Genomic DNA, 18562 nt, shown 5'->3' with positions numbered 1-18562 from the left:
AGGAGGTCCGACATGGGCACCGTCAAGGAAGCAGTGGAAGTAGAGGTCCCGGTCCACACCGCGTACAACCAGTGGACGCAGTTCGAGGATTTCCCGAACTTCATGGAGGGCGTCGAGGAGGTCACCCAGCTCGACGACAGTCACAACCACTGGACCACCAAGATCGGCGGAGTACGGCGGGAGTTCGACACCGAGATCGTCGACCAGCTCCCTGACGAGCGGATTACCTGGCGCACCGTCAGCGGTGACACCCACCAGAAGGGCATGGTTCGCTTCCAGCGCGTGGACGACACCCACACGCGGGTGGAACTCGTGATGGAGATCGAACCGACCGGAGCCGTGGAGAAGACCGCGGACATGCTGGGGACGATCGATCGCCGCGTCAAGGGCGACATGCGGCGCTTCAAGGACTACATCGAGCACCGAGGGAGTGAGTCCGGAGCCTGGCGGGGCCGCATCTCGCCCGGCTGAGCGGAACCGCCCCGACGAGACCGCGGTGCCGGCCACGCCGTCCCGGCGTGCGCCGCGCCGCGGTCCGCCGCGTCGACCGCCGACCGGCCTCCGGCCGCGGGCGCCGGGTCACCGCCGAGTGCGGCACGGCCACGTCCGTCGGCCCTTTCGAAGGCCGCTCGAAGCCGCCGCGGCCCAGCCCGGTCCCGCGCTCCGCGAAGAGAGCCGCCGGTCCCGCCGCCGATGACCACGACGGTCACGGCCCACTGCCCCGGGCGGTCAGGCCACGCACCCCACATGGGCGAGCGCCTGCTTCAGCAGCACCCCGTGCCCGCCCGGCATCTCGCTCTGCACCGCGGGGGACAGGGCCTCCTGCGGGCTGAACCAGACCAGGTCGAGGGCGTCCTGACGGGGGCGGCAGTCGCCGGTGACCGGGACGACGTAGGCGAGGGAGACCGCGTGCTGACGCGGGTCGTGGTACGGCGTGATGCCCTGCGTCGGAAAGTACTCGGCGACCGTGAACGGCTGCAGGGAGGCAGGGACCCGGGGGAGTGCCACCGGGCCGAGGTCCTTCTCCAGGTGCCGCAGCAGGGCGTCACGGACCCGCTCGTGGTGCATCACGCGGCCGGAGACCAGGGTCCGGCTGACCGTTCCGTCCGGTCCGATGCGCAGCAGGAGACCGATGCTGGTGACCTCGCCGCTGTCGTCGACGCGCACGGGTACGGCTTCGACGTACAGGATCGGCATGCGGGCGCGTGCCTGCTCCAGGTCGTCGGTGCTCAGCCAGCCGGGCGTGGTGTCGGTCATGTCAGACATTGCTTGATCATACTTTCCGGGATCGCGAACGCTCGGTCGCGGTGCGGACGGGGATCGGGTGCGGGGCGGGTTCGGGTTCGGTCTCGGGCTCGGCAGGTCCGAAGAGGCGGCGGGCGTCGTCACCGGCCGACCGTGTGCCGCGATCCGCGACGCGTCCGGCAGGCTCGGTTTCGGCAGACCATACGCGGCGGAGTTGTACAGCAGCGCGCGGAACGAGGTGATCTCCAGCACCTCGGAGGGGACCGGGCCGGACCGGCAGGGGCCGACGCGGTCGGGGCCAGGCCGACGTCCGGGTACGCCTGCTCGGACACTGCCGCCGGACGGGCGGCCCGGCGCTGATCCGGCCAGCGGTGCAGGAGCATGACGGGGATCGTTCCCCTGGTGAGGCGCAACCAGTCCGTCGGCGGCGGGGGATCCGCTCAGTGCATGCGGGTGTCGCTGTCCAGCCGTACGACCGCAGGATCCGGCGGTCAGGGCTTCACGGCCACCGCGCCGTACTGCGGAACGGCCGCGGGGGAGCCCGGGGCGCGCCACTGCGAGCAGGACACCATGCCCGGCTCCACCAGCTCCAGGCCCTCGAAGAAGGCCGCGATGTCCGTGCCGCTGCGGGCGGTGATCGGCGGCGTGGCGTTCTCGTTCCAGAACTTCATCGCCGGGATCTGGCCCTCGCCGCCGAGCTCGGAGTCGAAGGTCGGGTGGGTCAGGACCAGGAGGCTGCCGGAGGGGACCGCGGCCAGGACGCGCCGCACGATCTCGCGGGCCTCGTCGTCATCGAGGACGAAGTTGAGGATGCCCAGCATCATCACCGCGACCGGCTTGCCGAAGTCCAGGGTCTGCGCGGCCCGTTCGACGATGGCGTCCGGGTCGTGCACATCGGCGTCGATGTAGGCGGTGACGCCCTCGTGGGTGCCGGTCAGCAGTGTCCGGGCGTGTACGAGGACGATCGGGTCGTTGTCGACGTACACGATCCGGGAGTCGGGCGCGACGCGCTGGGCTATCTCGTGGGTGTTCTCCGCCGTCGGCAGCCCGGTGCCGATGTCCAGGAACTGGCGCACGCCCCGCTCCTCGGCCACGAACCGCACGGCCCGGCCGAGGAAGTCCCGGTCCGCGCGGGCGATGTCCCGGATGATCGGGAACATCCCCGCGACCTGCTCGCCGACCTGCTGGTCGATCTCGTAGTTGTCCTTGCCGCCGATCCAGTAGTTCCACACGCGCGCGTTGTGCGCCACACCGGTGTTCAGCCTCGCCGACCCGCCCGACGGGGTGTGGCCATCACTCACGACTCGTCCTCTCCTCGCACGCACGACCGAAACCGGCCATCGCCGCCATTGTGCCGCTCCGTTGATCACGTTGTCCCGGGAATCGACAGAGCGGGCGGGGCTGTTGGCGGACGTCCGTCGGCGTCCGTCGGTGTCCGGCGGAGGGCCGTGGGCGGCGGTGGACGGGTGCGAGCCGCGGTGCTACTGGATCTCGCTGGGCGTCGAGGCGGGCGACTTGCCGGCCAGGACGTCCTTCAGACGCTGGGTGCCGAGCTTCACCGCCTGCTCCACCGAGTCGTGCTCGTCGCCGTCCAGCCCACCCGCCGTCACGGTGATGGCGTCGTTGCCGACGCGTACGGCGGCCACGTCCAGCGTCAGCGTGGCCTGCACGCCGTCGGTCGGGCCCTGCACCGTCACGCGCAGGCCCTCACGGGCGTCGCCCACGTCGGGCAACGAGGTCTCGATGACCTGGACGGTGCGCTCTTCCCCGTCCTCGGTCATCGTGAACCGGTCGCACTCCTGCGGCAGCTTCGCCATCCAGTTCAGGGAGTCCTGCGGGTCGGTCCGGTCGTAGGAGCCGACCTGGTGGAGCAGACGCGAGTCGCCTTGCGTGAAGCCGCGCAGCGCGTTCGCCCCCGACGGCCTGCCCAGCAGGTCGTCGTCGAACAGGGAGTCCACGAGCCGCTGGCAGTCGGCGGCGTCGGCCTTGGCGGTGAGGAAGTCGGAGACGTCGACCGTGCCGATGAGCAGAGCGTCGTTCCAGTTCTCCGCCTCGGTGTCCTTGACCTGCGTCCAGTCGTCCTCGATGTCCGCCTCGGTGATCAGCGCGGTCCGGGCGCCGGCCTCGGTGAGCGTGGCGGTGGGCGAGGGGGTCTGCCGCTTCTGGGCGACGGGCGACGCGGTGACCCCCGCGGCCCGCGAGCCGTCCTTGTCGGTGCCGTCCTGCGAGCAGGCGGCCGCGGCCAGCAGCGCGCCTGCCGCCAGGGCCGAGGAGAGAACGCGGGCGAGTCGGGGCGGACGACGGGTCATCGCAAGTGCCTCCTGGGAACGTGACGCGTGCCCTCAGCGCATCACCGCGCAACACCGCCCACCAGCGGCACCGGACCGTTCGAGTGAGCGCACCCGGGGGCCGCCAGGGCCTCACGCGCCGGGCTGTGCACCCAGCGCCCCGCACATTTCTCCGGACCCGATACCCTCGCAGCCCTCCCCGCTGTTCAATGAGAGCGAACACCCCTCGCCTCCTTGGCCCCCCGCCCGCAGAGAGGAGCCGCCCATGCCCCCCGCCGCCGTCCCGCCCGTGGGCGCGCGCATCCGGCGGGCGCGCCTCGAACGCGGGACGAGCCTGCGGGCGCTCGCCCGCGAGATCGGCGTCTCGGCGAGCCTCGTGTCGCAGATCGAGAACGGCAAGAGCCAGCCCTCGGTGAGCACGCTGTACGCCATCACGACCGCCCTCGGCATCTCCGTCGAGTCGCTCTTCGACGCGGGGGAGGCCGCTGCCGCCTCCCCGGTCGCCGCGTCGCCCCCCGGCACCGTCGCGCACGCCCTGGCCGCCTTCGCCGCCGACCCCGGCCGCCGCATCGGCCCCCTGGTCAGGCCGGATCAGCGGGAGGTGCTGGAGCTGGACTCCGGGGTGGTGTGGGAGCGCCTCGGCCACGTTCCGGGCACGGACGTCGACTTCCTCCAGGTCACCTACCGGCCCGGCGGAGCCTCCTCCGGTTCGGGCGGCCTCATGCGGCACAACGGCACCGAGTACGGCAGTCTGACCTCGGGCGAGCTGGTCCTCACCCTCGGCTTCGACGAGTACACGCTGCGTCCCGGCGACTCGGTCTGCTTCGAGTCGACGACCCCGCACCGCTACCGCAATGATGGTGCTGTACCGGCCGTCGGCATCTGGTTCGTGTCCCCCGATGTCGTTCAGTGACACTTGACACCCGTCGTTCACAGTCGTTGACTCCGAAGCGGGGGTGGTCGCCATGGCGATCCGCACGTTCGGACCCAACGCAGTCGACTGGGAAGAGCGCGTCGACCTGGACCGGCTGCGCAGACAGCGGCTGGCCCGCCTCGACGAGACCCTGAACCGCTCCGAGCTCGGCGCCGTGCTCAGCTTCGACTTCGCCAACATCCGCTACATGACGGCCACGCACATCGGCACCTGGGCGATGGACAAGCTGATCCGCTTCGCCCTGCTGGTGCGCGGCGGCGAGCCGATCGTGTGGGACTTCGGTTCCGCCGCCCGCCACCACCAGCTCTACAACCCCTGGCTCGACTACGGCGACGGCAAGGAAGGCCCGCCCACCGGGGCCCGCGCCGGCATCTCCACCCTGCGCGGCGCCTTCCACCCGGAGGCGGGCATCGCCCAGGACGTCGCCGCCAAGATCGCCGGCGTACTGCGCGAGCACGGCCTGGCCGGCGAGCCGCTCGGCGTCGACGTCGCCGAGATGCCGGTCCTCACCGCCCTGCGCGCCGAGGGCATCGAGGTCGTCGACGGACAGCAGGTCTTCCTGGAGGCCCGCCGCACCAAGACGCCGGACGAGATCTCCCTGCTCACCCAGGCCTGCGCGATGGTGGACGCGGCGTACGAGGAGCTGTACGGCCATCTGCGTCCCGGCGTGCGCGAGAACGAGTGCGTCGGCGTGGTCAGCAAGGTCCTGTACGACCTCGGCAGCGAGTACGTCGAGGGCGTCAACGCGATCTCCGGCGAGCGCTGTTCGCCCCACCCGCACGTCTACAGCGACCGCCTGATCCGCCCCGGCGACCCCGCCTTCTTCGACATCCTGCACAGCCACCTCGGCTACCGCACCTGCTACTACCGCACCTTCGCCGTCGGCAGCGCCTCCCGCGCCCAGCGCGACGCGTACGTACGCTGCCGGGAGTACATGGACGAGGCGATCGCCCTCGTCCGGCCCGGAGCCACGACGGCCGACATCGTCCAGGTCTGGCCGCGCGCCGAGGAGTTCGGCTTCGCCGACGAGACCGCCGCCTTCGCCCTGCAGTACGGCCACGGTGTCGGCCTGTCCATCTGGGAGAAGCCGATCTTCAGCCGGCTGGTCTCCCTCGATCATCCCGAAGTCCTCGAAGAGGGCATGGTGTTCGCGCTGGAGACGTACTGGCCGGCCGCCGACGGCTGGTCCGCCGCCCGCATCGAGGAAGAGCTCGTGGTCACCGCCGACGGCTGCGAGGTCATCACGAAGTTCCCCGCGGAGGAACTACTGGTGGCCGGCCGCAAGTACTGGACGGTCGGCGGCGAGCTCGACACCCGCCGCGAGGCGCAGTCCCACCTCAACACCGCCCGCGGCGACGGAGCACGCTGATGGAACCGGCCGAACTCCTCATCGCGTACGAGCGGATGGCCGTCATCCGCCGTACGGAGAAGGCCGCCCACGACCTGTTCCTGCAGGGCCTCGTCAAGGGCACCACCCACCTCGCCGCCGGACACGAGGCCATCGCCGTGGGCGCCGACGCCGCCCTGCGCCCCGACGACTACGTCTTCGCCACCTACCGAGGCCACCACCACGCGTTGGCCAGGGGCGCCACCCCGCAGGAGTGCCTGGCCGAGCTCATGAGCCGCGCGACCGGGTTGTGCCGGGCCAAAGGCGGATCCATGCACCTGACCAAGGCCTCCACGGGCATGCTGGGCTCCTACGCCATCGTCGGAGCCCACCTCCCGATGGCGGCCGGCGCCGCCTGGTCGGCCCGGCTGCGGGGCACCGACCGGATCGCCGTCGCCTTCTTCGGGGACGGGGCCACCAACATCGGTGCCTTCCACGAGACGCTCAACCTGGCCGCCGTGTGGAAGCTGCCCGTGCTGTTCGTCTGCGAGAACAACCTCTACATGGAGTACACGCCGATCGCCGACGTCACGGCCGTGGCCCGTCCCGCGGCCGACCGGGCGCCCGCGTACGGCATCCCGGGCGAAGTGGTGGACGGCAACGACGTCGTCGCCGTACGGGAGGCGGTGGCCCATCTGGCGGAGCGGGCCAGGGCAGGGGAAGGGCCGGCGCTGCTGGAGGCGCTGACCTACCGGCACTTCGGGCACAGCCGCTCCGACCCGGCCGCCTACCGCCCGGCCGAGGAGGTCGAACGGTGGCTGAAGCACGACCCCTTGGACCTGGCACGCGGACGGCTCGTCGAGTCAGGGGTGGCACCGGATGCGGTCGTCGAGGCCGACGAACGCGCCCGCGCCCTGGTGGCGAGCGCGGTGGAGGCCGCGAAGGCCGCCCCACCACCCGATCCGGACCAGGCGCTGACCGACGTATGGGCCGACGGAGGTGCGGCGTGGCGGACGTGATCACCTACCGGGAGGCGGTCGCCGAGGGCATCGCGCGGGAGATGCGACGCGATCCGTCCGTGGTGTGCCTGGGCGAGGACATCGGCGAGGCGGGCGGGGTGTTCAAGACGACCGCCGGGCTGCTCCAGGAGTTCGGGCCCGGGCGGGTGTGGGACACGCCGATCTCCGAGCAGGCCATCGTGGGCGCCGCGATGGGGGCCGCGATGACCGGGACGCGGCCGGTCGCCGAGATCATGTTCTCCGACTTCCTGGCCTGCTGCTGGGACTACCTCGCCAACGAGATCCCCAAGGTGCGGTACATGACCGGCGGCCAGGTCACCGTCCCGCTCGTCGTGCGCACCGCGAACGGCGGCGGCCTCGGCTTCGGCGCGCAGCACTCCCAGGCCACCGAGAACTGGGCGTTCACCGTGCCCGGCCTGAAGATCGCCGCACCGGCGACACCCGCCGACGTGATCGGCATGATGGCGGCGGCGATCCGCAGCGACGACCCGGTGGTCTTCTTCGAGCACAAGGGGCTGCTCGCCGCCAAGGGCCCGCCCCCGCCGCCGGACCACGTCGTCGAACTGGGCCGTGCCGCCGTCGTCCGCGAGGGCTCCGACGTCACCCTCGTCGCCCTCGCCGCGATGGTGCCGCTCGCACGGAAGGCCGCCGAGATCCTCGCGGGGGAGGGCATCGAGGCCGAGATCGTCGATCTGCGCTGCCTGGTGCCGCTGGACGTGAGCACCGTGCTCGCCTCGCTCGGCCGGACCTCGCGGCTCGTCACCGTCGAGGAGAACCCGTACCAGGGCGGCTGGGGCGCGACGCTCGTCTCGGTCGTCGCCGACGAGGGCTTCGGCCTGCTGGACGCGCCCGTCAGACGGGTGGCGGGGGAGTGCGTCCCGCTGCCGTTCGCCGACGCGCTGGAGGAACGGGTGATCCCCACCGTCGAGAAGGTCGTGGCGGCCGTACGCGGCCTCGCCGCCTACTGAACACCCCGAGGGAGGAACGGCGATGACCAATCGGATACTCCTGCGCGGCGGTCACGTGCTGTCGATGGACCCGAGCGTCGGGGACCTGCCCACGGGGGACGTCCTCATCGAGGACGGGAGGATCACCGCGGTGGAACGGGAGATCGGTGCCGACGCCGAGGTGCTCGACATGACCGGCCGCATCGTGATCCCCGGCTTCGTGGACACCCACCGGCACACCTGGGAGGCGCCGATCCGCAACGTCGCCCCCGACGCCACCCTGGACGACTACTTCGTCGACATCCTCGACACCTTCGCACCGCTCTACACCCCGCAGGACGTGTACGCGGGCAACCTCGCCGGCTCACTGGAATGCCTGAACGCCGGCATCACGACCCTCGTGGACTGGTCGCACATCAACAACACGCCCGACCACCCGGACGCGGCGATCCAGGCACTCACGGAGAGCGGTATCCGCGCCCAGTACGCGTACGGGAGCGCCAACACCTCCCTGGCCGACTACTGGTTCGAGAGCAGGATCCCGGTCCCGGACGACGACGTACGCCGGATCCGCGACACCTACTTCTCCTCCGACGCCGGCCTGCTGACCATGGCCCTCGCCACCCGCGGACCCGGATTCTGCATCGACGAGGTCGTCACCCGCGAATGGCACCTCGCCCGCGAGCTGGGCATCCCTATCACCGTGCACGTGGCCATGGGCCGGCTGGCGGGCCGCTTCGGCATGGTCAAGCAGCTGAACGACCTGAACCTGCTCGGACCCGACACCACCTACGTCCACTGCTGCTACCTCCACGAGGACGAGTGGCACATGGTCGCCGACACCGGCGGCACGGTGTCGATCGCGCCGCAGGTCGAGGTGCAGATGGGGCACGGCTGGCCGCCCGTCATGAAGGCGATGGAGTACGGACTGCGCCCGTCGCTCAGCATCGACGTCGTCACCACCGTGCCCGGCGACATGTTCACCCAGATCCGCGCGGCCTTCGGTGCCGAACGCGCCCGGGTCAACGCCGACTGCTGGAAGGCGAACCTGCCCGTGCCCGACACGATGTTGACGGCGCGTCAGATGCTGGAGATCGCGACCCTCAACGGAGCCCATGTCGCGGGCCTCGAAGAGCGCACCGGCTCCCTCACCCCCGGCAAGCGCGCCGACGTCGTGGCGATCGACGCCACCGCCCTGAACGTCGCCCCGGTGCACGACGCGGCCGCCGCCGTCACCCTGTGCGCCGACGTCTCCAACGTCGACACGGTCATCGTCGACGGCGTGATCCGCAAGCGCGACGGCAGGCTGACGGCCGACCTCGGCCGGGCCCGGCGACTGGTCGAGGAGTCACGCGACCGGCTCCTCGCGGCGAGGGAGGCGAAGGGCGCGGCATGACCCGACACGTGGTGCGGCGGGCCGCCGACGTCGCCGAGCCGCCGTACGACCGACTCGGCCACCGGCGGACGGAGTCGGTCGGTGAGGGCGACGGCAGCGCGCACACCGGCTTCGGTGTCTGCGAGATACGGCCCGACGGCCGGGTCGCCGCTCATGTCCACTCGTACGAGGAGAGCTTCCACGTGCTCGGCGGGGCGGTGATCCTGGATGTGCCCGAGGGGTCGTACCGCCTGCGCGCCGGCGACTACGGCCTCCTGCCGATCGGTGTCCCGCACGCCTGGCGCGGCGCCGGGGACACCGGCGGCCGCTGGGCCGACATGCTCGCCCCGGTGCCCCGCGCCCGCTACGGCCACGACACCCAGCAGGTGCCCGCCCTGCCCGAGCGCGACCCCGTCCGCATCGACGTCCGCGACCCGCGCACCCGGTCCTTCGGCCACTTCGAGCCCGCCCAGATGGACCCCGCCAAGCAGTCCCAGGACCTGCTCGCGGTGTCGGCGAGCATGCGGACCGCACTGCTCGTGTACAGCGGCATCACCGTGAAGCCGATGGTCGACGGCGACCTCGGCGCGGTCGCCTCCACCATGTTCATGGTGCAGTACGCCCCCGACGGCGTCGCCGGCACCCACGACCACCCCTTCGAGGAGACGTACCTGATCCTGGAAGGGCTGGCCGACGCCACCTTCGACGGCGAGCGGTACCGGCTCGGACCGGGCGACGTCGCCTGGGCCGGCGTCGGGTGCGTGCACGGGTTCGCCAACGCGGGGGAGGGGACTTTGCGCTGGCTGGAGACGCAGGCGCCGCAGCCGCCGGCGCGCCACTCCTACCGGTTCACCCGGGACTGGGAGTACCTGAGGGAGGCCCTGGGGTCATGAGCAGTGTGCTCGTCGTGGGCGGGACGTCCGGGATCGGCCGCGAGTTCGCCCGATTCCGTGCGGCGCGGGGCGACCGCGTGGTCCTCACCGGCCGGGACGCGCATCGCGCCGGCACGGTGGCCGAGGAGGTCGGTGCCGCGGAAGGCATCGCCCTCGACCTGTCGCGGCCCCGCGAGATCGCCGCCGCCCTGGCCGGTGTCGGACGCGTCGACCACCTGGTGATCGCCGGGATCTCCCGGGACGACAACCGGATCACCGCGTACGACATCGACGCCGCTGTGCGTCTGGTCACGCTCAAGCTCGTCGGGTACACCGAGGTCGTGCACACCCTGCGGCGCCGGCTGCACGACGACAGCGCGATCGTGCTGTTCGGCGGCCAGGCCAAGGAGCGGCCGTACGCGGGGGCGACGACGGTGGCGACCGTCAACGCCGGAGTGGGCGGCCTCGTACGCACGCTCGCCACCGAGCTGGCGCCCGTCCGGGTCAACGCGGTGCACCCCGGGGTCGTGGGGGACAGCCCGCACTGGCGCGGCAAACCCGAGCAGGTGCTCGCCGGGTTGCGCGCCAGAACGCCCACCGGGCGGCTCGCCACTATGGCCGACGTGGTGGACGCGGTGGACTTCCTGCTGCGCAACCGGTCGGTCGACGCCGTCGAACTCGCCGTGGACGGAGGGTGGCTGCTGGGCTGACGGGGACGCGAGCCGCGGGTCAGCGCTTGAAGCCGACCGCGCCGTACAACGAGACGGGCTCCTTCGTGCTCCCGTCGCCCGCGTCCTCCTCGTCGTCCCTCGCGGGACGCCAGTGCGACAGCGACACGATCCCCGGCTCCATCAGCTCAAGTCCCTCGAAGAACCGGCCCGTCTCGGCGTGCGAGCGGGCCACGAGCGTGACCCCGCTCGCGGTGTAGGCCGCGATGCCCCGGTTCACGTTCTCCGGGTCGAAGTCCGCCGTCAACGCCGAGAGCAGAAGGCAGCTGCCCGGCGCCAGCGCACCGACCAGCGTGTCCACCAGCTCATGAGCGCCGTCGTCGTCCGCGATGAAGTGCAGGAGTGCGATCAGCGAGAGGGCGACCGGCCGGTCGAGGTCGAGGACGGCGGCCGCCTGCTCCAGGATCCGCTCGGGCTCACGGGCGTCGGCCTGCACGTACTCGGTCATCCCCTCCGGGGTGCCGCGCAGCAGGGCCGCCGCGTGGGCGAGCACGATCGGGTCGTTGTCGACGTACACCACGCGCGCGTCCGGGACGACGGACTGGGCGACCTGGTGCAGGTTGGGTTCGGTCGGGATGCCGGAACCGATGTCGAGGAACTGGCGGATGCCGGTCTCCTCGACGACCGCCCTGGTGGCCCGCCGCATGAACCCGCGGTTGGCCCGAGCGTGCCGCGGGGCGTCGCCCTGCATCGCGGCGATCTGCCGGCCGAGCTCCTCGTCGACGGGGTAGTTGTCCTTGCCGCCGAGGAACCAGTCGTACACCCGGGCAGGATGCGGTCTGCTCGTGTCGATCCGCGGTACGGCCGGCTCGGTCCCGGTCACACAGGTCTCCTCTGCTCGCAAGGGCGGTTGTGCGAGCAGTCTGTCACGATCATGCGGCGCGGCGGAGGCTGTCCTCGGCCACCTCCTTGTCGAGCGAGGCCCGTACCAACCCGGCTGCCAGCACGGCCGGTTCGGTGCTCCCGGCCAGCTCGGTCAGCCGGTCCGGGTCCTCGGGCAGGCCGAGCCGCCGCGCACCCGAGAGCGCCTTGTCGTCGAGGTAGGGGGCCACTTCCGGCCATACCAACTGGGCCTCGCGCAGGAAGATGTCGGCGCCCGCCGGGCCCATGCCGGGGAACTCCCGCAGCAGCCGCCGCAGTTCACGGACGTCACCGTCCGCCTCCCGGCGCAGCCGCCGCAGATCGCCGCCCCACCGGTCGATCAGCAGCTCCGCGGCGTCGCCCAGTTGGGTCGCGGTGCGCTCGTCGTAACGCCGGTATCCGCCCCGGACCAGGGCGTCCACCCGGTCCTGCCAGTCGGCGTCCGCCATCCGGCGCGGATCACGCAACCCCGCCTCGTACAGGGCGCGAGCGCTGTCCACGGCGATGGAGCCGCGGATCCGCGCGCTGAGCAGATGGGCCAGCACCAGCAGCCGGTACAGCGGCTGCGGAGTGTCCTTCAACGGGATGCCCGCCTCCTCGGCGAACGTCCTCCCGTGCGCGCGCACGAGTTCCCGCACCAGGCGCCTGTCGTCGCTCACGGCTTCAGCGGGTCGTGGCCGATCGTCATCAACTGGTGCCGACGGCGGGTCTGTTCGGGCTCCGGCTCGTTCTCCACGTCCGCCTCGGCGGTGACGGTGTCCACGACGTCGTACATGACCTGGATGTCGTCGTCCGTGAGGTCCGTCCGCCGCTTCTGGAGAATCGCGAGGACGTGCTGCCCGACAGGTGAACCGGCCTGGTCCGGCAGCGGCTCGGTGGCCTCGTCGGCGTCACTGACCCGCAGCCAGGCCGCCAGCTCCTGCGAGGTCATGTTCACCGCGCGGTGAAAGTCCTCCCACAGCGCGTCGAGTTCGAGGGCGTCGGCCATGGTGTGCCCTTTCTCTCCGGGTACTGCTCTGCGTGTACGGCGTGTGCTTGCGGCGCTCGCGGCTGCCTCACTCGCCGGGCGGCCAGTTCTCGGCGTCGAACATCCAGCGCTGCTTCTCCAGGTCGCCGGTGATGGTGATCAGCAGGTCCTGCGTCACCGGGTCCGCCTCGGCGGTCGCCCCGATCCGTTCGCGCAGCCGCTCGACGGCCGCCGCCAAGGCGTCCACGATCACCTGGACGACCTCGTTGTCGCGCACCCACCCGTCCTTCGGCCCGGGCAGCGTGTAGGCCGCGGCGATGGTCTCCGGGCGCCCGTCCGGCGGCAGGCCGAGCGCCGAGGAGCGCTCCGCGACGGTGTCGGCGTGGGTGCGGGCCAGCGACACGACCTCGTCGAGCTGCAGATGGATCGAGCGGAACCGCGGGCCCACGATGTTCCAGTGCGCCTGCTTCGCGATCAGTGAGAGCCCGAGAAGATCGACGAGAGTGCCCTGCAAGGCGTCCCCGGCGACTCGGCGAGCCGGTTCGGGGAGCGTGCTCTTGACCACGGTCATGGCGAGCTCCTCCTTGTGGCTTGGTCGGTGTCGGCGCGGGTGCCCACGGGAAACGGGTGCAAACGTCACGCGTCTCGGAGTGCGAACACTCTGTCCAGGAAGCGGACCAGATCCGCTCGTACCTCCGCCCGGTTCGTCTCGTGGAACACCTCGTGCCGGGCCCCTGGGTAGACGTGCTCGGTCAGCTCCTGCCCGCGCAACTGCTCGACACCGACACGACTGCCGGCGAGCGGGACCAGCCGGTCGTCGTCCCCGTGCAGCCACAGCAGGGGCACGGGCCCGATGTCCCCGCCCTCGGACACCGTCTCCAGCATCCGCGTGAACGCCTCCACGGTCGGCCGCTTCATCGGGCCGTGCCAGACCAGCGGATCCGCCGCGTAGGCCGCACCGACCCCGAGGTCCCGGGAGAGCGCGGCCGGGCTGATCGGGGTGCCGGGGATCTCGTCCAGGGCGAGCAGTCGCCGGGGCAGCTCCCAGTCGCCGATCACCGGCCCGGACAGCACCAGGGCGCCGAGCCCGTCGCCGTGCAGCTGTGCGAGGCGGGACGCGACCAGACCGCCCATGGAGTGCCCGACCACGACGACCGGCAGACCCGGATGTGCGGTCCGGGCCAGTTCCAGGCACGCGTTCGCGTCGGCGACGACCTCCTCGAAGTCCTCGATCAGTACCCGCTCGCCCGACGACCGGCCGTGCCCCATGTGATCGGGCCCGAACACGGCGGCGCCATGCGCGACCAGGGCCTCCGCCACCTCCGCATACCGGCCGATGTGCTCCGCGTAGCCGTGGATCACGAGCGCCACGTAGCGGGGCCGGTGGTGCGGCCACTCGCGTACGACGACGGTTCCCCGGCTTCCGTCGAGCAGGTGCTCGCGGGGTTCGGCCATGGCTCCTCCGGCTGGGTCGGTGAAAGGTCCCCGGGATCTTCCCAGGGCCCGGCGAGGCGGTCTATAGTCCGAAACTAGCGGTGCTAATTAAGAGGGTGCCGATCCATACCGATCCATACCGCCCGGTCAGGAGATCCGTCGTGCGTCCCGTCCACTTCGCGGCCGCCCGCCGCACCCCCATCGGCAAGCTGCGCGGAGCGCTCTCGCCGGTACGGCCCGACGACCTCGCCGCGGCCGTGATCCGGGGCCTCGTCGCCGACGTGCCCGCACTGGATCCGGCCCGCGTCGACGACGTCTACTGGGGCGCCGCCAACCAGGCCGGCGAGGACAACCGCAACGTCGCCCGCATGGCCGCCCTCCTCGCCGGCCTGCCCGAGTCGGTGCCCGGCGCCACGGTCAACCGGCTGTGCGCCTCCGGCCTCGAAGCCGTCACCACCGCCGCCCGCACCATCGCAGCGGGCGAGGCCGACATCGTGCTCGCCGGCGGCTCCGAGTCCATGAGCCGCGCGCCCTTCGTGCTGCCCCGCCCCGACGAGGCGCTGCCCCACCGCATCGAGACCGTCGACACCCGGCTCGGCTGGCGCCTGGTCAACCCGGCGATGAAGGAGCTGCACGGCCTGCTCTCCATGGGAGAGACCGCCGAGGAGGTCGCCCGGCGCCACGGCATCCCGCGCGAGCGGCAGGACGAGTTCGCGCTGCGCAGCCACCAACGGGCCACCGACGCCCGCAAGAACGGCCACTTCGACGACGAACTCCTGCCGGTCGAGCGCCCCGACGGCGTGCTGGTCGACAGTGACGAGTGCGTACGCGAGGACACGTCGTACGAGAAGCTGGCCCGGCTGAAGCCGGTCTTCCGCGAGGGCGGCACCGTCACGGCGGGCAATGCCTCACCGATGAACGACGGCGCCGCGGGACTGCTGCTGGTCAGCGAGGAGGCCCTGAACGACCTGGGGCTGGAATCCCTGGGCCGCTATGTCGCCGGCGCCTCGGCCGGGGTCCACCCCGACGTGATGGGCATCGGGCCGGTCCCCGCCACCCGCAAGGCACTGGCCCGGGCCGAGTGGTCGATCGGCGACATCCAGGAGGCCGAGTTCAACGAGGCGTTCGCCGCGCAGGCACTCGCCTGCGTCGACGAACTCGGCATCGACCACGACCTCGTCAACCCCAGCGGCGGCGCGATCGCCCTGGGTCACCCCCTCGGCTGCTCCGGAGCCCGCATCCTCACCACGCTCCTGCACCGCATGCGCCGCACCGGAGCGGAGCGAGGGCTGGCGACCATGTGCGTGGGCGTGGGGCAGGGCAGCGCGGTCCTGGTGGAGCGGCACTGAGGAACCCGCGACGCCTCCCGTCCGACGAGACGGTCCTTACCAGGACCTGATGTCTGCACATAGCATCGGTCTCCGCATGGACACGATGACTCTGTGGCACCTCACCGGCGGGCAGTTCGCCGCGCTGGCCTTCGCGGCCCTTCTCGTCGGCTTCTCCAAGACAGCCGTGAGCGGGGCCAACACGGTCAGCCTCGCGATCTTCGCCGCCGTACTGCCCGCCCGCGCCTCCACCGGCATCCTGCTGCCGATTCTGATCGCCGGGGACGTCCTGGCCGTCCTCACCTACCGTCGGCATGCCCACTGGCCCACCCTGTGGCGGCTGTTCCCGGCCGTCGCCGCGGGCGTCGTCCTCGGCACGCTGTTCCTGGTGTGGGCGGACGACGAGGTCGTCCGTACGTCGATCGGCGCGATCCTGCTGATGATGGCGGCGGTGACCGTGTGGCGTCGACGCACTGCGGACAAGGAGCAGGAGCCGGACGCCGTCACCACCCGGGCCGGCCGGATCAAGGCCCGCTCCTACGGCATCCTGGGCGGCTTCACCACCATGGTCGCCAACGCGGGGGGCCCGGTGATGTCGCTGTACCTGCTCTCGGCCGGCTTCCGCAAGCTCGGCTTCCTCGGGACCTCGGCCTTCTTCTTCCTGATCGTCAATGTCTCCAAGGTGCCCTTCAGCGTCGGCCTCGGTCTCATCGACGGCCCTTCCCTGCTGCTCGACGCGGCGCTCGTACTCTTCGTCGTCCCCGGCGCGCTGCTCGGCAAGTGGGCGGTGAACCGGATCAACCAGCGGCTGTTCGAGCAACTCGTGATCGCGGCGACGGTCGTGGGCGGCGTCCAGCTCCTGCTCTGACCCTCGCAGCCGCCCCGGGCCGTTCCTGCCGCACCTCCGGTGCCCCTACCGGTCGTTCGGCCCGCGGCGCAGCAGATACGTGTCCATGATCCAGCCCTTGCGCTCCCGTGCCTTCGCGCGCAGCCGCTCGATCCGCGGGGCGGCCTCGGCGATCGGCCCCGAGACGAGGATCTCGTCCGGGGTGCCCAGGTACGCGCCCCAGTAGATGTCGATGTCCTGGTCGGCGTACCGCCGGAAGGCCAACTGGGCGTCGAGCATCACGACCACGTCGTCCACCTCCTCCGGGAAGCCCTCGGCCAGCCGCCGCCCGGTGGTGATCTGTACGGGGCGCCCGACCCGGTTGAGGCCCGTGCGATGCCGGGCGGCGAGCGCGGACACGCTGCTGATGCCCGGCACGACGTCGTACGCGAACTCCACCGCGCCCCGGTCCAGTACCTCCTGGAGGATCCCGAGCGTGCTGTCGTACCACGCGGGGTCACCCCACACCAGGAAGGCGCCGACATCGTCCTCGCCCAGCTCATCGGCGATCAGTCGTTCGAAGATCCCGGCGCGGGCGCTGCGCCAGTCCTCGACGGCGCCGGGGTAGGCGGCCCCCTCGGCGGACCGGTCCCGCTCCGGGTCGAGCGCCGTCACGATCCGGTAGGTCCCCTCCGGTAGGTGCGCCTCCAGCAGGTCATGACGCAACTGCGTGAGGTCGGACTTCACCTCGCCCTTGTCGAGGACGAAGAACACGTCCGTGCCCCGCAACGCCCTCACCGCCTGCAGCGTCAGCTGCTCGGGGTCGCCCGCCCCGATCCCGATGACATGAATCCTTCGCACGCCCCGAGTCTGCCGTACGCCCCCGACGGCGCGGCCCTCACGTCCCTCCACGCAGCCTCGGCGCGCGCCCCCGCGCCTCCACCGCCCCGCCGCCCTTCTCCACCTCGACGGCCAGCTCCCGCCCCCAGGCGGCGACCCCCGCGAGGTCGATCCCGTACGGCCGCGCCTCCCCGGCGTCCGAGGCCGCCCATTCATCCACCGCCCCGGCACCCCGGCGCAGCAGCCGCGCCCCGCCCGTCACATTGCCCCGGGCCGCGTGGGTGAGCCCCACGGCGAGCTGGGCCAGCCCGCGCCACAGGGCGCGCTCGTCCTGCGGACCCGTCTTCCACGCGTCCTCGAACACCTCGTGCGCGTGGAACGGCTTGCCCGCGTCCAGCAACTGCTGTGCCTCGGCGACGGTCTGCTCCGGGGTGCGTACGACACCCTCGGGCTGGCGGTCGACGCCGTCCGCGCCATAGGGGAGCGGCCGCCCCAGACCGTCCCGGGGCCGGGCGCTGCGTGCCCGGCCCTCAGTGTCCCGGTCCCGTCCGCCGTCCTGTTGTCCCGTCGATGTGCTGCCCATGCCCCGATTGTCCATCGCCCGCTCGGGGCCCCCGCATCGCGCCCTGCCGGATGCCGTCTTCGGCGTGAGCGTCGACGTGGGGTAAAGTGCTGTTCGCGCGATCACGCGGTTCACCGCACGACGCGCACCGGGACGTGGCGCAGCTTGGTAGCGCACTTGACTGGGGGTCAAGGGGTCGCAGGTTCAAATCCTGTCGTCCCGACAGTTCGATGCGACTGTCATCGCAGGTGAGGGCCTTGGATCACATGAAGTGAGCCGAGGCCCTCGATTGTTCCCGGGGCCGGAGGAGTGCAGCGCTTTCTCCTCTCAGCGCGATGATCTCCCCTGACCGAGCGGCTCGCCGGGCCTCGCGGAGTCGGCCTTCAGCTCCGCGGGTCGCTCAGGGGGCGGCCGACAGCACGGGCTCCATCAGGGCGAGTGGCGCGCGATCGTCTCGGCGCGTCGCTCGGACTTGTCAGGCCTGGTCATATTAGCCTCCGATCACTGAACGGAGTCGATCTCTCACGGATCGTAACCCCTCACTCCATCGGAGATAAGCATGTACAAGCTTCGCAAGGCCGCCGTCGTGATGGTCGCCCTCGGCAGCGTCGGACTCATGGGAGCCGGCACCGCCGCCGCCCACGGCAACGACGGCCACGGTGACAAGGGCAAGGACGGCGGCAAGGTCAGCGTCCTGCAGAGCTCCAGCTGCAAGTCGCACGACCTGAACCTCGACGTCCTCGGCCAGGTCGGCGTCCTCAACGGCCTGCTGGGCAACGCGCTCAACGGCGAGGGCAACGCCGGTGGGCAGGACAAGCACCTGGGCTCGACGATGGGCTGCAGCAACAAGGCGTTCTGAAGTGTGAGCTGACAGGTGACAGCTGCTCCGGGTCGGCCGTTCGTGACACTCACGGGCGGCCGACCCGCATGTGCGCGACCGGAAGGAACCGTGCGCGGCGAAGACCACACGGCCTCCCGACGGTGCGTACGGTGACCGGCGGGCCCCGGC

Annotated in this window: 21 protein-coding genes and 1 tRNA gene; 12 read left to right on the top strand and 10 right to left on the bottom strand. The window is 71.6% G+C overall.

Translation table 11 applies throughout. From position 1 onward, the window contains the following. Window positions 1-12: 12 nt before the first annotated feature. The gene (locus ACFYNL_RS22190; protein WP_388806154.1) at window positions 13-471 is read left to right on the top strand and encodes an SRPBCC family protein; all 459 of its coding nucleotides are present in this window, start codon (window positions 13-15) and stop codon (window positions 469-471) included. A gap of 258 nt (window positions 472-729) precedes the next feature. Here ACFYNL_RS22190 and ACFYNL_RS22185 read toward each other — a convergent pair whose 3' ends face one another. From ACFYNL_RS22185 to ACFYNL_RS22175, 3 genes are all read right to left on the bottom strand, one after another. Next, window positions 730-1257, bottom strand: a complete 528-nt coding sequence (locus ACFYNL_RS22185; protein WP_388806265.1) for an NUDIX hydrolase family protein — start codon at window positions 1255-1257, stop codon at window positions 730-732. 479 nt (window positions 1258-1736) lie between these two features. Further along, window positions 1737-2546, bottom strand: coding sequence for an SAM-dependent methyltransferase (locus ACFYNL_RS22180; RefSeq protein ID WP_388806152.1), 810 nt, complete (start codon window positions 2544-2546; stop codon window positions 1737-1739). 180 nt (window positions 2547-2726) lie between these two features. Beyond that, entirely contained in the window at window positions 2727-3554 is an 828-nt protein-coding gene (locus tag ACFYNL_RS22175) for a hypothetical protein (protein ID WP_388806150.1), read from the bottom strand. 244 nt (window positions 3555-3798) lie between these two features. Here ACFYNL_RS22175 and ACFYNL_RS22170 point away from each other — a divergent pair, with 244 nt between their 5' ends. Genes ACFYNL_RS22170 through ACFYNL_RS22140 form a run of 7 tightly spaced genes read left to right on the top strand, consistent with a single transcriptional unit; the run spans window position 3799 to window position 10717 of the window. Further along, window positions 3799-4446, top strand: coding sequence for a helix-turn-helix domain-containing protein (locus ACFYNL_RS22170; RefSeq protein WP_388806148.1), 648 nt, complete (start codon window positions 3799-3801; stop codon window positions 4444-4446). A 52-nt stretch (window positions 4447-4498) separates the two neighbouring features. After that, the gene (locus ACFYNL_RS22165; RefSeq protein WP_388806146.1) at window positions 4499-5836 is read left to right on the top strand and encodes a M24 family metallopeptidase; all 1338 of its coding nucleotides are present in this window, start codon (window positions 4499-4501) and stop codon (window positions 5834-5836) included. Further along, window positions 5836-6813, top strand: coding sequence for a thiamine pyrophosphate-dependent dehydrogenase E1 component subunit alpha (locus ACFYNL_RS22160; protein WP_388806144.1), 978 nt, complete (start codon window positions 5836-5838; stop codon window positions 6811-6813). The genes ACFYNL_RS22165 and ACFYNL_RS22160 overlap by 1 nt, the downstream gene beginning before the upstream one ends. After that, window positions 6801-7781, top strand: coding sequence for an alpha-ketoacid dehydrogenase subunit beta (locus ACFYNL_RS22155; RefSeq protein ID WP_388806142.1), 981 nt, complete (start codon window positions 6801-6803; stop codon window positions 7779-7781). Before ACFYNL_RS22160 ends, ACFYNL_RS22155 begins: the two co-directional genes overlap by 13 nt. Before the next feature lie 22 nt (window positions 7782-7803). Further along, on the top strand, window positions 7804-9156 hold the full coding sequence (locus ACFYNL_RS22150) for an amidohydrolase family protein (protein ID WP_388806140.1): 1353 nt from the start codon (window positions 7804-7806) through the stop codon (window positions 9154-9156). Beyond that, window positions 9153-10028, top strand: coding sequence for a cupin domain-containing protein (locus ACFYNL_RS22145; RefSeq protein ID WP_388806138.1), 876 nt, complete (start codon window positions 9153-9155; stop codon window positions 10026-10028). The genes ACFYNL_RS22150 and ACFYNL_RS22145 overlap by 4 nt, the downstream gene beginning before the upstream one ends. Then, complete coding sequence (locus ACFYNL_RS22140) at window positions 10025-10717, top strand: SDR family oxidoreductase (RefSeq protein ID WP_388806136.1); 693 nt, start codon at window positions 10025-10027, stop codon at window positions 10715-10717. Before ACFYNL_RS22145 ends, ACFYNL_RS22140 begins: the two co-directional genes overlap by 4 nt. Before the next feature lie 19 nt (window positions 10718-10736). On the opposite strand, the gene ACFYNL_RS22135 is transcribed toward ACFYNL_RS22140, so the two are convergent. The 5 genes from ACFYNL_RS22135 to ACFYNL_RS22115 all read right to left on the bottom strand — a co-directional run bounded on the left by ACFYNL_RS22135 (window position 10737) and on the right by ACFYNL_RS22115 (window position 14018). Then, entirely contained in the window at window positions 10737-11558 is an 822-nt protein-coding gene (locus tag ACFYNL_RS22135; RefSeq protein ID WP_388806134.1) for an SAM-dependent methyltransferase, read from the bottom strand. 49 nt (window positions 11559-11607) lie between these two features. Next, on the bottom strand, window positions 11608-12255 hold the full coding sequence (locus ACFYNL_RS22130) for an endonuclease (RefSeq protein WP_388806132.1): 648 nt from the start codon (window positions 12253-12255) through the stop codon (window positions 11608-11610). Beyond that, window positions 12252-12584, bottom strand: coding sequence for a DUF3140 domain-containing protein (locus tag ACFYNL_RS22125; RefSeq protein ID WP_388806130.1), 333 nt, complete (start codon window positions 12582-12584; stop codon window positions 12252-12254). Before ACFYNL_RS22125 ends, ACFYNL_RS22130 begins: the two co-directional genes overlap by 4 nt. Window positions 12585-12651: 67 nt before the next feature. Continuing rightward, entirely contained in the window at window positions 12652-13134 is a 483-nt protein-coding gene (locus ACFYNL_RS22120; RefSeq protein ID WP_388806128.1) for a Dps family protein, read from the bottom strand. Window positions 13135-13199: 65 nt separating this feature from the next. Further along, window positions 13200-14018 carry an alpha/beta hydrolase gene (locus ACFYNL_RS22115; RefSeq protein WP_388806126.1) on the bottom strand — a complete coding sequence of 273 codons (819 nt, stop codon included), beginning with the start codon at window positions 14016-14018 and terminating at the stop codon, window positions 13200-13202. 140 nt (window positions 14019-14158) lie between these two features. Between ACFYNL_RS22115 and ACFYNL_RS22110 the strand changes: the two genes are divergently transcribed. Further along, window positions 14159-15346: a thiolase family protein gene (locus ACFYNL_RS22110; RefSeq protein WP_388806124.1), complete on the top strand. Its 1188-nt coding sequence runs from the start codon at window positions 14159-14161 to the stop codon at window positions 15344-15346. Between the two features lie 76 nt (window positions 15347-15422). Next, complete coding sequence (locus tag ACFYNL_RS22105; protein WP_388806122.1) at window positions 15423-16193, top strand: sulfite exporter TauE/SafE family protein; 771 nt, start codon at window positions 15423-15425, stop codon at window positions 16191-16193. A gap of 45 nt (window positions 16194-16238) precedes the next feature. On the opposite strand, the gene cobF is transcribed toward ACFYNL_RS22105, so the two are convergent. Further along, window positions 16239-17012 carry a precorrin-6A synthase (deacetylating) gene (cobF, locus tag ACFYNL_RS22100; RefSeq protein ID WP_388806121.1) on the bottom strand — a complete coding sequence of 258 codons (774 nt, stop codon included), beginning with the start codon at window positions 17010-17012 and terminating at the stop codon, window positions 16239-16241. Window positions 17013-17049: 37 nt separating this feature from the next. Then, the gene (locus tag ACFYNL_RS22095; protein WP_388806119.1) at window positions 17050-17574 is read right to left on the bottom strand and encodes a DUF309 domain-containing protein; all 525 of its coding nucleotides are present in this window, start codon (window positions 17572-17574) and stop codon (window positions 17050-17052) included. A gap of 128 nt (window positions 17575-17702) precedes the next feature. Between ACFYNL_RS22095 and ACFYNL_RS22090 the strand changes: the two genes are divergently transcribed. Further along, a tRNA-Pro gene (locus tag ACFYNL_RS22090) sits at window positions 17703-17776 on the top strand. A gap of 336 nt (window positions 17777-18112) precedes the next feature. Then, window positions 18113-18412, top strand: coding sequence for a hypothetical protein (locus ACFYNL_RS22085; RefSeq protein WP_388806117.1), 300 nt, complete (start codon window positions 18113-18115; stop codon window positions 18410-18412). Window positions 18413-18562: the final 150 nt, after the last annotated feature.

The sequence above is a fragment of the Streptomyces sp. NPDC007808 genome (genome assembly GCF_042868655.1).
In the GTDB taxonomy this organism is placed as follows: Bacteria; Actinomycetota; Actinomycetes; order Streptomycetales; family Streptomycetaceae; genus Streptomyces.
This window is presented reverse-complemented; position numbering and strand designations above follow the sequence as displayed.